Source organism: Roseomonas haemaphysalidis (assembly GCF_017355405.1).
Classification (GTDB): Bacteria; Pseudomonadota; Alphaproteobacteria; order Acetobacterales; family Acetobacteraceae; genus Pseudoroseomonas; species Pseudoroseomonas haemaphysalidis.
Genome location: NZ_CP061177.1, coordinates 1,045,696 through 1,057,758, shown reverse-complemented (window position 1 = coordinate 1,057,758; position 12,063 = coordinate 1,045,696). Strand labels below are relative to the sequence as shown.

The 12,063-nt window shown below is 72.1% G+C and carries 11 protein-coding genes; 7 read left to right on the top strand and 4 right to left on the bottom strand.

What is annotated here, in order from left to right:
- Positions 1 to 70 precede the first annotated feature (70 nt).
- On the top strand, positions 71 to 1,786 hold the full coding sequence (locus IAI59_RS04860) for a dihydroxy-acid dehydratase (protein WP_207419117.1): 1,716 nt from the start codon (positions 71 to 73) through the stop codon (positions 1,784 to 1,786).
- A 54-nt stretch (positions 1,787 to 1,840) separates the two neighbouring features.
- On the top strand, positions 1,841 to 2,212 hold the full coding sequence (locus tag IAI59_RS04855) for a hypothetical protein (protein WP_207419118.1): 372 nt from the start codon (positions 1,841 to 1,843) through the stop codon (positions 2,210 to 2,212).
- A gap of 157 nt (positions 2,213 to 2,369) precedes the next feature.
- On the opposite strand, the gene IAI59_RS04850 is transcribed toward IAI59_RS04855, so the two are convergent.
- Positions 2,370 to 3,107 (bottom strand): fatty acid desaturase, encoded by a 738-nt coding sequence (locus IAI59_RS04850; RefSeq protein ID WP_207419119.1) that lies wholly within the window; start codon positions 3,105 to 3,107, stop codon positions 2,370 to 2,372.
- Between the two features lie 85 nt (positions 3,108 to 3,192).
- On the opposite strand from IAI59_RS04850, the gene crtY reads away from it, so the two are divergent.
- The 4 genes from crtY to IAI59_RS04830 all read left to right on the top strand — a co-directional run bounded on the left by crtY (position 3,193) and on the right by IAI59_RS04830 (position 7,209).
- Positions 3,193 to 4,380, top strand: a complete 1,188-nt coding sequence (crtY, locus tag IAI59_RS04845) for a lycopene beta-cyclase CrtY (protein WP_207419120.1) — start codon at positions 3,193 to 3,195, stop codon at positions 4,378 to 4,380.
- On the top strand, positions 4,377 to 5,477 hold the full coding sequence (gene fni / locus IAI59_RS04840; protein ID WP_207419121.1) for a type 2 isopentenyl-diphosphate Delta-isomerase: 1,101 nt from the start codon (positions 4,377 to 4,379) through the stop codon (positions 5,475 to 5,477). The genes crtY and fni overlap by 4 nt, the downstream gene beginning before the upstream one ends.
- 11 nt (positions 5,478 to 5,488) lie before the next feature.
- Positions 5,489 to 6,136, top strand: coding sequence for a DUF2585 family protein (locus IAI59_RS04835; RefSeq protein ID WP_207419122.1), 648 nt, complete (start codon positions 5,489 to 5,491; stop codon positions 6,134 to 6,136).
- A gap of 143 nt (positions 6,137 to 6,279) precedes the next feature.
- Complete coding sequence (locus IAI59_RS04830; RefSeq protein ID WP_207419123.1) at positions 6,280 to 7,209, top strand: polyprenyl synthetase family protein; 930 nt, start codon at positions 6,280 to 6,282, stop codon at positions 7,207 to 7,209.
- Positions 7,210 to 7,378: 169 nt separating this feature from the next.
- Here the strand turns inward: IAI59_RS04830 and IAI59_RS04825 are convergent, their stop codons facing one another.
- Positions 7,379 to 8,632: a glycosyltransferase gene (locus IAI59_RS04825; RefSeq protein ID WP_207419124.1), complete on the bottom strand. Its 1,254-nt coding sequence runs from the start codon at positions 8,630 to 8,632 to the stop codon at positions 7,379 to 7,381.
- Positions 8,633 to 8,901: 269 nt separating this feature from the next.
- On the opposite strand from IAI59_RS04825, the gene IAI59_RS04820 reads away from it, so the two are divergent.
- Positions 8,902 to 9,417, top strand: coding sequence for a sterol desaturase family protein (locus IAI59_RS04820; protein WP_207419125.1), 516 nt, complete (start codon positions 8,902 to 8,904; stop codon positions 9,415 to 9,417).
- Here the strand turns inward: IAI59_RS04820 and IAI59_RS04815 are convergent.
- Both IAI59_RS04815 and IAI59_RS04810 read right to left on the bottom strand, forming a co-directional pair.
- Positions 9,362 to 10,288, bottom strand: coding sequence for a phytoene/squalene synthase family protein (locus IAI59_RS04815; RefSeq protein WP_207419126.1), 927 nt, complete (start codon positions 10,286 to 10,288; stop codon positions 9,362 to 9,364). The genes IAI59_RS04820 and IAI59_RS04815 overlap by 56 nt on opposite strands.
- On the bottom strand, positions 10,285 to 11,769 hold the full coding sequence (locus tag IAI59_RS04810) for a phytoene desaturase (protein WP_207419127.1): 1,485 nt from the start codon (positions 11,767 to 11,769) through the stop codon (positions 10,285 to 10,287). Before IAI59_RS04810 ends, IAI59_RS04815 begins: the two co-directional genes overlap by 4 nt.
- Positions 11,770 to 12,063: the final 294 nt, after the last annotated feature.

Here is a 12,063-nt window from a genome sequence, read left to right as displayed (position 1 = left end):
GGCCAAGGCCGCAGCATCCCCCGGAAAGCGCCGCCCCTGAACGGCGCCCCCCGAGGAAGGACACCTGCCCGTGACCGAGACCCCGCCCGCCATCGGCTTGGCCCGTGGCCTGACCAACTACGGCGACCCGGATTTCGCGCGTTACCTGCGGCTCTCCATGGCGCGGTCGATGGGCTATTCCGGTGACCTGTTGAAGAAGCCGGTGGTGGGCATCGCCACCACGGCATCCGAGTTCAACAACTGCCACCGGGGGGTGCCGGAGCTGGTGGCGGCGGTGAAGCGCGGCGTGCTGGCGGCCGGCGGGCTGCCGCTGGAATTTCCCACCATCTCGCTCGGCGAGGTCTTCCTCAACCCCACCAGCCTGTTCTTCCGCAACCTGATGGCGATGGACACGGAGGAGATGATCCGTGGCCAGCCGATGGACGCGGTGGTGCTGGTGGGCGGCTGCGACAAGACGGTGCCGGCGCAGCTGATGGGCGCCGTCTCGGCCGGGTTGCCCACGGTGCAGGTGGTGACGGGGCCGATGATGACCGGGCGCTGGCGCGGCGAGCGGCTGGGCGCCTGCACCGACTGCCGCCGCTTCTGGGCCAAGTTCCGCGCCGGCGAGGTGGATGACGCGACCATCGAGGAGGTGGAAGGCAACCTCGCCACCACCGCCGGCACCTGCGCGGTGATGGGCACGGCCTCCACCATGGCCTCGCTGGCGGAAGCGCTGGGCATCCTGCTGCCCGGCACCGCCGCCATCCCCGCCGTGCACGCCGACCGCATCCGCGCCGCCGAGGCGTCCGGCGCCGCCGCGCTGGCGCTGGCCCGTGCCGGCACCACGATCCGCGACATCGTGACGCCGAAGTCGGTGGAGAATGCGCTGCGCGTGCTGCTGGCGATCGGCGGCTCCACCAACGCGATCATCCACCTGACCGCCATCGCCGGCCGCGCCGGCATCCCGATCCCGCTCGCCAAGCTGAACGAGCTGTCGGACACCACCCCCGTGCTGGTGGACCTGAAGCCCACCGGCCCCTTCTACATGGAGGACCTGCACGCCGCCGGCGGCATCGGCGCCGTGCTGCGCGAGCTGCGCCCGCTGCTGCACCTGGATTGCATGACCGTGACGGGCGAAACGCTGGGCCAGCGGCTGGACGCCGAGCCCGGCTTCGTGGACCGCGCGGTGGTGCGCCCGCTGGCGGAGCCGCTGCAGCCGCAGGGCGGGCTGGTGGCGCTGTTCGGCAGCCTCGCGCCGCGCGGTGCCATCCTCAAGCGCGCCGCCGCCGATTCGAAGCTGTTCGAGCACGAGGGCCGCGCGGTGGTCTTTTCCTCGCTGGAGGACCTCTCGGCGCGCATCGACGACCCGGATCTCGACGTCACGGCCGACGACGTGCTGGTGCTGCAGAACGCCGGGCCGCTTTCCCCCTCCGGCATGCCGGAAGCCGGCTACCTGCCCATCCCGCAGAAGCTGGCCCGCGCGGGGGTGAAGGACATGCTGCGCATCTCGGACGCCCGCATGTCCGGCACCGCCTATGGCACCATCGTGCTGCACGTCACGCCGGACAGCGCCTCGGGCGGGCCGCTCGGGCTGGTGCGCGACGGCGACCGCATCCGCGTTTCGGTGCGCGACCGCCGCATCGACCTGCTGGTGGACCAGGCGGAGCTCGCCCGCCGTGCCGAGGCCAGCCCGCCGGCCCCGGCCAACCCCGCCCGCGGCTACGCCCGCCTGTACCGGCGCGAGGTGCTGCTGGCCGACCAGGGCTGCGACTTCGACTTCCTGCTGGAAACCCCCGGCCGCCCTTGAACCGCCCCCCGCCCCGGGCGCAGACTCGCGCCCGGGACCCAGGAGGCGCATGCGATGCTGGTGGTCGACTTCCTCAACATCCTGCTGGACGACACGCTGGAGGACATCCGCCAGCGCTACCGCCGCCCGGCCGATGCCCTGGCGCTGCAAGGTGCCCGCCGCGGCATCGAGGACTGCCGCGCGGCGCTGGCCGGCGACGCCATGGAACGCCGCCTGTCGCGCCTGGTCGCGGAAGCCCGCGCCACCTCCGCCAGCGCCGGCGGCGCGCCGGACGAATGGTTCTGGGTGGCGCGGGACATGTACGTGGAATGGATCGCCCGCGTGGTCAGCGTCATGCTGGTCAGCCAGCGGCGGGAAGCGATCCTGCCGCCGTCACGCGCGGCGGCGCTGGAAGCGGCAAGGGTGATCGGGGTGGTGGGGGCGTAGAAGGTCGGGGGAAGGAATTCCCCCGAACCCCCATCTTTTTTCCATCGGTTTTTCGGTCGGCGTTGGTGGCAGCGGCCGGTCTCCAACAGCCACCCCGGAAACAGAACAAAAAGAAGATGGGGGCCTGGGGGAATTCCTTCCCCCAGCCTTGCTTCTCCTACCCCTCCCGCGAGAGATCAGGAATCCGCCACCAGGGCAGGTAGGGGTGCAGGTGGTGCTCATGGTGCCGCCCGAAGTGGAAGCAGGTGAGCAGCGAGGCGAGCGGCCCGAAGCCGTTGGAGCGGGCGTTGTGCCCGTCACCGAATGCCGAGCCATCGTGGTGGTGCGGCAGCCAAGTGCCGAAGAAGAACAGTTGGAAGGCCGACAGCAGCGCCGGCAGCCCCCAGAAGGCGATCAGGTTGGCCGGATGCGCGCCGAGGACGAAGATCGCCACGCCCAGCCAGACCGTCAGCACGGCGAATTCCACCAGTCCGAAATAGGTGCGGAAGAAGCGGTAGAACCAGGGCAGCAGGCGGCCGGGGGCGTCGGGGTCGAAGTCCGGGTCGCCTTCGGTGCCGCTTTCGGAATGGTGCAGGTGGTGGTTGGCTTCCAGGCGGCGGAAGCGGAAGCCGGCGTAAAGGCCGACGCAGAGCTGGCCCATGGCGCGGTTCAGGCACCTGTGGCCGGGGGCCAGCGAGCCGTGGATGGCATCATGCGCGATGATGAACAGCCCGACGGACAGCCAGGTCTGCAGCGCCATCAGCGGCGGCACGACCAGCCAGCTCCAGCCGCTCCACCGGTGGAAGTAGACACCGTAGACGTGCAGTGCCAGCCAGGCCGCCAGCACCAGCAGCGCCAGGGTCAGGCCGATGGCGCCCTGGCCGCGGATCACGGCGGGGGGAGGGGAAAGCGGCATCGGATCCTTTCGCGGTGCCATTCCTGCCATATGGGGCGGCCTGCCGATATTGCAGGGCGGGCGGCCCCGTGCCAGCGTCCCGCCCATGCCCGATGCCCCGCCGCCCGACCGGCCACCCCCCGACACGGTGGCCGACATCCTGCTGATCGGCGGTGGCCTGGCCAACGGGCTGCTGGCCCTGCGGCTGGCCGAGCTGCGGCCGGAGCTGCGGGTGCTGCTGCTGGAAGCCGGGCCCAGCCTGGGGGCCGGCCACACCTGGTCGTTCTTCGAGCGTGACCTGTCGCCCGCGCAGTGGGCCTGGGTGGCGCCGCTGGTGGCGCATCGCTGGCCGGGCTACGCGGTGCGCTTTCCGGCGCGCGCGCGGCGGCTGTCCAGCGGCTATGCCAGCGTCAGCAGCGAGCGCTTCCACCAGGTGCTGTCCCTGCGGCTGGGCGGCCGGGTGCGGCTGAACACGCCGGTGGCGCGGCTGAATGGCACCGAAGCGGTGCTGGAAGACGGCACGGTGCTGCGGGCCGGCGCGGTGGTGGATGGCCGCGGGCCGGCGCCGGCGCCCAGCCTGGCGCTGGGCTTCCAGAAATTCCTGGGACAGGAGGTGCGCTGCGCCGCGCCGCACGGCCTGGAAGAGCCGATCGTGATGGACGCCACGGTCAGCCAGATCGACGGCTACCGCTTTCTCTACGTGTTGCCCTTCGACGACCGCACCCTGCTGATCGAGGACACGCGCTACGCCGACGGCCCGGCGCTGGACACGGCGGGCATGCGCGCCGCCATCGCCGGCTACGCCGCCGCCCAGGGCTGGCAGGTGCAATCCGTGCTGCGCGAGGAGGAGGGCGTGCTGCCGGTGGCACTGGACGGCGACATCGCCGCCTTCTGGCGCGGGCGCGAGGGCCTGCCGGCCGTCGGGCTGCGCGCCGCGCTGTTCCACCCCACCACCGGCTATTCCCTGCCCGACGCCGTGCGGCTGGCCGAGCACGTGGCGCTGGCCGAGCGGCTGGACGCGGCCGGGCTTTCGGCGCTGATCGAGCGGCATTCGGTGGCGCTATGGCGCGGCCGGGCGTTTTTCCGCCGGCTGAACCGCATGCTGTTCCGCGCCGCGCTGCCCGAACAGCGCTTTCGCGTGCTGGAACGCTTCTACGGCCTGCCCCAGCCGCTGATCGAGCGCTTCTACGCCGGCCGGCCGGGCTGGCTGGACAAGCTGCGAATCGTTGCCGGCAAGCCGCCGGTGCCGGTTTCGGCCGCGCTGCCCTGCCTGCTGGAGCGCGGCCGGGCATGACCCCGCCCCCCGTGACGGAATCCCGCGTGCCCCCTTCCCCCCCGGACATCGGCGCCCGCAAGGACCAGCACATCGACCACGTGCTGCGCGGTGCCGGCATTCCCGCCACCACCACCGGGCTGGAGCATGTCCGCTTCGAGCACGACGCCCTGCCGGAACTGGCGCTAGACGAGATCGACCTGTCCGCCACGCTGCTCGGCCTGCCGCTCGCCGGGCCCTTCCTGATCAGTTCCATGACCGGCGGCCCGGCGCGCGCGGCGGCGATCAACATCCATCTGGCGGAAGCCGCGCAGCAGCTCGGCGTGGCGCTGGCGGTCGGCTCGCAGCGCATCGCGCTGCGGCACAGGCAGGCGGACGGGCTCGGGGCCGACCTGCGGCGCCGCGCGCCGGGCGTGCCGCTGCTGGCCAACCTCGGCGCCGTGCAGTTCATCCGCGGCTTCGGGCTGGAGGACGCGCGGCGCGCGGTGGAGATGATCGGCGCCGACGCGCTGATCCTGCACCTGAACCCGTTGCAGGAAGCGGTGCAGGAAGGCGGCGACCACGACTGGCGCGGCGTGCTGAAGCAGATCGCCGCCGTGGCCGCCGCCCTGCCGGGGCGGCTGGTGGTCAAGGAAACCGGGGCCGGCATTTCCGCCCGCGTCGCCGCCCGGCTGCGCGACGCGGGCGTGGCGGCGATCGATGTCGCCGGGGCCGGCGGCACCAACTGGGGGCTGGTGGAAGGCGCCCGCGCCACCGACCCCGCCCGCCGCCAGCTCGCCGCCGCCTTCGCGGGCTGGGGCATTTCCACCGCCCGCTCCATCCGCAACGTGGCGGATGCCGCGCCGGGGGTGGAGATCATCGGCTCCGGCGGCATCCACGATGGGCTGGACGCGGCGCGCGCCATCCGCCTCGGCGCAGGGGTGGTCGGGCAGGCGGCGGGCGTGCTGCCGGCCGCCACCGTTTCGGCCGAGGCGGTGGCCGCGCATGTCGCGCTGCTGCTGCGGCAGCTGCGGCTGGCCTGTTTCTGCACCGGCTCGGCCGACCTGGCGGCGTTGCGGCGCGCGCCGTTGCAGGACCCTGTTCCCGCAAACGCATCGGAACCGCCGCCCGGGCGTTGAACGCCACGACCATGACGACGCATGCCCGCTCCCCGGCCCGTCCCGCACCGCCACCGCGGGCGCCGCGCCGGACCACCCTGCCGGTCTTCATCCCGGCCCCGCGCCCGGTGCCGGTGTACCTCGCCTCCGGGTTGCTGCTGTGGCTGGCCACCTGCGGCATCCTGATGCTGCTGGGCCGCCCGCTGGTTTCGCCCGAGGTCGCCACGCGGTTCTGGGACGGCACGGTGGGCGGGCCCGGCAATTCACAGGCCTTTCTGGACTGGTACTCGCTGCTGCACGTCGTCTACGGGCTGTTCTGCGCGGCGGTGCTGTGGAAGACCTCGCGCCGCTGGCCGCTAGGCTGGCTGCTGGTGGCCGCCCTGCTGGCCGCCGCCGGCTGGGAGGTCGCGGAAAACACGCCCTTCGTGATCGCCCGCTTCGGCAGCAGCGGCGCCGACCCCACCTATGGGGGCGACAGCATCCTCAACGCCACCGGGGACATGGTCTGCGTGGTGCTGGGCTGCGCGCTGGCCTTGCGGGCCGGGTTGTGGCCCGCCCTGGCGCTGGGGCTGGCCATCGAGGTGACGCTGGCCTTCGTGATCCATGACAGCTTGGCGATCGGCGCGGTGATGCTGGTGCACCCGCTGGAGGCGGTGCAGGCGTGGCGCATGGCGGGGTAGGCCGCCCGGCCCGCCCGCGAAACGGTCCCTTCTCAATTTCGGGGCTGGCGCTATCTGAACATGTATGGTGCCTGGAATGACGGCTCCTCCATCTCCGGCGGCGCCGCCCGCGAGCAACAGGACCAGCAGATGCGGCACGCCGCTTGAGCACCGAGACCACCGGCTGGCGCCCCGCCCCGCCCCTGCCTGACTTCGCGCAGCTGCGCGGCCAGGTGCTGCTGCGCCTGGACCAGCTGCTGCCCGCCGGGGGCCCGGCGCCGCCGCGGCTGCACGATGCCATGCGCGATGCGCTGCTCGGCCCCGGCAAGCGGCTGCGACCCATCCTGACGGTGCTGGCCGCCCGCCGCTTTGGCGGCGACGAGGCGGCGGCGCTGGACGCCGGCTGCGCGGTGGAGATGGTGCACGCCGCCTCGCTGGTGCTGGACGACCTGCCTTGCATGGACAACGCCCTGCTGCGCCGTGGCCGCCCCACCACGCATCAGGCCTTCGGGCAGGACACCGCCATTCTGGCCGCCATCGGCCTGCTGAGCCAGGCCTATGGCCTGCTGGCCGCCCTGCCCGCCGTGCCGGACGACCGCCGCGCCCGCATGGTGGCGGTGCTGGCCGGCGCGGTGGGGGCGCAGGGGCTGGTCGGCGGGCAGGAGATCGACCTGCACGCCCGCCAGCAGCACGTGGCGCCGGGCCAGGTGGACGAGCTGAACCACCTGAAGACCGGCGTGCTGTTCGTGGCGGCGCTGGAAGCCGGCGCCGTGCTGGCCGGCGCGTCAGAGGACTGCCTGCCCCCCCTGCGCCGCTTCGGCCGCCACCTGGGACTGGCGTTCCAGACGCTGGACGACGTGCTGGACGTTGCCGCCACCGCCGAGGCCGCCGGCAAGGACGTGCAGCAGGATGCCGGCAAGCCCACCCTGGTGTCGCTGTTCGGGGTGGAAGGCGCGTGGCGCCGCGCCCTGGACCACCTGCGGCTGGCCCGCGCCGAGCTGGACGCCCGCCCGGCCTGCCACCTGTCGGCGCTGCTGGACGAGGTGGTGGCCGGGCTGCCGCTGCCGGCGGGAATGCTGCGGCGGGGAATCTGAAGCGAAAGCCGGAAAAGGAATTCCCCGGACCCCTTCTTTTCTTCTGTCTGTTCGGCTGTGCCCGTGAGGGAAGACGGTTGTGGCCTTCCAGCACCACCTCGTTTCCCGCATCCCCCAAAAACAGATAAAAACAAAAGAAGGGGCCCGGGGAATTCCTTCCCCCGGCCTTCTACCTTCCCACCAGCCCCAGCAGATGGGCGGAAGCCCCCGCCCCCCCATCCGTTTCCCGCGCGATCCTTTGCCCGAGCGCGCACGCCGCCTGCCGGAAGGCGGGTTCCTCCAGCAGCGCCCGCACGGCCCGCCGGATGCGCCACGCGCCGGCGCGGCCGGGCAGCACGATGCCCGCGCCCGCCTCCGCCACGCGGGCGGCGTTGTCGGCGTTGTCGCGCCCCAGCGGCAGCACCAGCAGGGGCACGCCGTGAAGCAGCGGGCGGATCACGGAGCCATGGCCGCCCTGCACGATGGCGGCGGCGCAATGCGGCAGGATGTCGTCATGCGCCGCGCCCCGCAGGATCTCCGTGCGCGGCCCGGAGGGCAGGCTGGTGGGGTCGATGGCGGGGCCGGCGGTGAGCACGGCCTGCACGGGCAGGCCGCGCAGCGCCGCCAGGCTGCGGCGCAGGGCGCCGGCCTGCCCCATCTGCGTGGTGCTGAAGGAAACCAGCACGTGCGGCCGGGCATGGCTTGGCCGCCAGGGCGCCGCCCAGGGCGGGGTTTCCAGCAGTGGCCCGGCATAGCGGAAGGGGGGTGGCACCTCCGCCAGCCCGAAGTCGAAGGCCTGGGCGGTGCCCAGCAGGGACAGCCGCAGCACCCGCAGCTGGTCCAGCACATGCGCCAGCGACGGCAGGCCCAGCGCGGCGCGCGCGGCGTTCAGCGCCGGCAGGCCGGCGTCATAGAGCTTGAAGGTCCAGTCGCGGGTGAAGCCGTCCCGCCGCGCGTGCCAGTCGCGGGTGCCGGGGCGGAAGCCAGGGCCGAAGGGCGGCAGGTCGGGCCGGGTGGGGTACGGCCAGATGTTGGCGCTGAAGGACACCACGGGCACGCCGGCGGCCTCGCCGGCCAGCATGGCGCCGAGCAGCAGCTCGTTGGCGACGATCAGCGCGGCCGGGCGCTGCCGCATGGCGTCCAGGAGGTCCTGGGCATAGGCCAGCGCGGGGGCGCACATCACCTCGTCGCACAGGCTGCGGACGGCCGCCGGGGGCCACAGCGCGGCCAGATGGTCGCGCAGCGGTGCCGCGGCGGCGGCGGCGCCCTGGCGGTTGGGCGCCCGTTGCCAGGGGTGAAAGGTCAAGCCGGCGGCGGCGGCGCGGCTGGCTTCGTCGCTGAAGAAGCGCACCGCCGCGTCGTCGGCCTGCAGGCGGCGCGCGAGCTGGGCGGCGGGGGTGACGTGGCCGCCGCCCTCGAAGGTGGCGAAGAGGATCTCGGGCATCAGCAAGACAGGTCGGGGGAAGGAATTCCCCCGAACCCCCTTCTTTTTTCCGCCTGTTGCCTGGTGGTGGCCGGGGCGGCGATGCCCCCTGGCCGGGGTGATTGACATGCGGGCGGGACCGTTCCGCGCAAGTTCGTCAAGACAGACAGAAGGAAGAAGCGGGCTCGGGGGAACCCATTCCCCCGACCTTTGCTCCCCCCACCCCCTTTCGCGATCCGCCGCCCGGCCCGATATGCCGTCCTGCGCCACCGAGGGAGGCCCGCTTTGCCATGTCCGTTCTGATCCCCGCCGCCATTGTCATCGGCACGGTGGTGGGCATGGAGCTGGTCGCCTACCTGGCGCACCGCTACCTGATGCACGGCATCGGCTGGGGCTGGCACAAGTCCCATCACGAGGAAACCGAGGGTTGGTGGGAGCGCAACGACCTGTATGCCGTGGTCTTCGCCGTGCTGTCCCTGGGGCTGATGTGGCTGGACCCGGGGCATACCGGCCTGTTCTGGCTGGGCGTCGGCATGGCGACCTATGGCGCGCTGTACTTTGTGGCGCATGACGGGCTGGTGCATCGCCGCTGGCCGTTCCACTGGGTGCCGCGCCGCGGCTACATGCAGCGGCTGTATCAGGCGCACCGGCTGCACCACGCGGTGGAAGGCAAGGATGGCTGCGTGTCCTTCGGCTTTCTGTACGCGCCGCCGGTGCGGGTGCTGAAGCAGCGCCTGCAGGAGAACCGGGTCAAGGGCGCTGCCACAGATCCGGCGCCCGAGGCTTCCCTGCCCGACGGGCGCTGACCGCCGCCAGCCCGCCGCTGCCCACGTGCCACAGCTTGCGGTGGGTGGGCACCACCACGCGCCGTTCCAGGCCCGCCGTGCCCTGTGCCCGCAGCCGCAGGCCGATTTCCCGGTAAACACCGCGCGCCGTCGCCACCGCCCAGGCGGCGCGCTTGGGCAGCGCCCCGAGGCCGATGCCGGCGGAGGCGTAATAAGGCTCGGCCGCGTCCAGCAGCCGGGCCACCACGCCGGCCAGGGCCTCGCGGTGGCGGGAGTCGGCGATCTCGGCGGGCGGAATGCCGGCCTCCTGCAGCCAGTCGGACGGCAGGTAGACGCGGCCCAGCGCCGCATCGTCCAGCACGTCGCGCGCGATGTTGGTGAGCTGGAAGCCGAGGCCGAGGTCGCAGGCGCGGTCCAGCGTCGCCTGGTCTTCCGGCGGCACGCCCATCACCAGCGCCATCATGATGCCGACCACGCCGGCCACGTGGTAGCCGTAGCGCAGCGTGTCATCCAGCGTGCGGTATTCCGCGCCCTCCACGTCCATCGCGAAGCCCTGCAGCAGCTCCAGCGGAAAGCGGTGCGGCATGCGGTGGCGGGCCGCCACACGGCTGAAGCCAGCGAAGACCGGGTCGGCCACGGGTGCGCCGGCCAGCGCCCGGCGGGTTTGCAGGAACAGCTCGTCCAAGCGTTGCTGCGGCGTGTCCGCGCCGGGGACCGGTGCCGCGAAGCCCGCCACCTGCCCGTCCACCACGTCGTCGCAATGGCGGCACCAGGCGTAGAGCATCCAGGCATCCTCGCGCATCTCCTGCCCGAACAGGCGGGACGCGATGGCGAAGCTCTTGGAGCCGTTGCGGATCGAGGCCTCGGCGCCCGTGACCACCGCGTCGGTCATGCGGCGCCGCCCAGCATCAGCCCCGCCGTCGCCTCGGCCGAGGCCACCACCCCGGGCACCCCCGCCCCCGGATGCGTGCCGGCACCGACGAAGAACAGGTTGCGGATCACGTCGTCGCGGTTGTGCGTTCGGAAGAAAGCGCTCTGCGTCAGCACCGGCTCCAGCGAGAAGGCGGAGCCGTGGTGGCCGTTCAGCTCGTCGCGGAAGCCGGCCGGCGTCAGGATATGGCTGGTCACCAGATCGCGCTTCAGGCCGGGGATGTAGTGGGTGTCCAGGTAGTCGAGGATGCGGTCGCGGTAGCGCGGTCCCTCGACCTCCCAGTCGATCGCCGCGTTGCCGAGATGCGGGACGGGAGAGAGCACGTAGTAGGCGCTGTGCCCGGGCGGCGCGAGCGTCGGGTCCGTCACGCTCGGTGCGTGCAGGTACAGGGAAAAGTCGTCCGGCAGAGTGGCGCCGTTGAAGATCTCGCGGATCAGCTCGCGGTAGCGGCGGCCGAACAGCACCATGTGGTGGCGCAGATCCTTCCGCTCGCCCTTCAGGCCGAAATAGATCACGAACAGCGACATCGACCAGCGCTTGCGCGCCAGCTTGCGGGCCATCTTGCCGCCGCGCTCCGTGCCGGTCAGCAACTGGTCGTAGGTGTGCATCACGTCGGCATTGCTGGCGACGTTGTCGAAACGGCCCTGCCAGCCGTCCTTCAGCAAGACGCCCGTGGCGCGCGGGCCCTCGGTGGTGATGCGCGCGACATTGGCGTTGCACCGGATCGTGCCGCCCAGGTCCTCGAACAGCTTCACCAGCGCGCGGATCAGCGCCCCCGTGCCGCCGCGCGGGAACCACACGCCCCAGCGCCGCTCCAGCGCATGGATCAGCGCGTAGATCGCCGAGGTCGAGAAGGGATCGCCCCCCACCAGCAGCGACTGGAAGGAGAACGCCTGCCGCAGGTGCTCGTCCTTGATGAAGCGCGCCACGCTGGCATAAACGCTGCGATCCGCCCGCAGCCGGATCAACTGCGGCGCCACCCTCACCATGGAGCGGAAGTCGAGGAAGGGCGCCGCGCCCAGCTTGACGTAGCCTTCCTCCAGCAACGCCTGCGAATATTTCAGGAAGTCCCGATAGCCCGCCACGTCGCCTGGCGACTTGGCGGCGATCTGCCGGTCCAGCACCGCCTGGTCGTTCACGTAGTCGAAGCGGTACCCGTCCTCCCAGCAGAGCTGGTAGAAGGGCGTGACCGGAATCATCTCGATGTAATCGGACATTTTGCGGCCGGACAGCGCGAACAGCGCCTCCAGGCAGCCCGGGTCGGTGATAACGGTGGGACCGCCATCGAAGGTGAAGCCGTCCTGCTCATAGACGTAGCCGCGCCCGCCCGGCTTATCCCGCTTCTCCAGCAGCGTCACCTGCTGCCCGGCCGATTGCAACCGGATGGCCAGCGCCAGCCCGCCGAAGCCGGCGCCGATGACGGCGGTGGTGCGGGCGGTCATGCCCAGCGCGCCGGGGCTGCGGGGGAAGTTGGGGCGAATCGGGTGGGGCTGGGCATCAACGGGTCATATAGGGGCGGGGGCGGAACCGCCAACGGAGCGAACCGGGGGGTTTTGCTGCTGGCCCTTGAGGGGGCGCTGCCCCCTCAAACTCCCCCGGCAGGGGATTGAATCCCCTGCACCCCCATCTGTGGGTGCGTGACGGCTCAGATAGCGCCATCGTATTGTTTTAAATCAGATTTTCTCCCGCCCCTCGCGCAACCCAAGGCATACGGGGGTCCAGGGAATTCAATCCCC

What these genes read in the sequence shown, in the direction of transcription:
- IAI59_RS04835 (WP_207419122.1), top strand. Translation starts at nt 5,489, where the DNA reads ATGACGACGCATGCCCGCTCCCCGGCCCGTCCCGCACCGCCACCGCGG.
- IAI59_RS04855 (WP_207419118.1), top strand. Translation starts at nt 1,841, where the DNA reads ATGCTGGTGGTCGACTTCCTCAACATCCTGCTGGACGACACGCTGGAG.
- fni (WP_207419121.1), top strand. Translation starts at nt 4,377, where the DNA reads ATGACCCCGCCCCCCGTGACGGAATCCCGCGTGCCCCCTTCCCCCCCG.
- IAI59_RS04850 (WP_207419119.1), bottom strand. Translation starts at nt 3,107, where the DNA reads ATGCCGCTTTCCCCTCCCCCCGCCGTGATCCGCGGCCAGGGCGCCATC.
- crtY (WP_207419120.1), top strand. Translation starts at nt 3,193, where the DNA reads ATGCCCGATGCCCCGCCGCCCGACCGGCCACCCCCCGACACGGTGGCC.
- IAI59_RS04810 (WP_207419127.1), bottom strand. Translation starts at nt 11,769, where the DNA reads ATGACCGCCCGCACCACCGCCGTCATCGGCGCCGGCTTCGGCGGGCTG.
- IAI59_RS04820 (WP_207419125.1), top strand. Translation starts at nt 8,902, where the DNA reads ATGTCCGTTCTGATCCCCGCCGCCATTGTCATCGGCACGGTGGTGGGC.
- IAI59_RS04825 (WP_207419124.1), bottom strand. Translation starts at nt 8,632, where the DNA reads ATGCCCGAGATCCTCTTCGCCACCTTCGAGGGCGGCGGCCACGTCACC.
- IAI59_RS04815 (WP_207419126.1), bottom strand. Translation starts at nt 10,288, where the DNA reads ATGACCGACGCGGTGGTCACGGGCGCCGAGGCCTCGATCCGCAACGGC.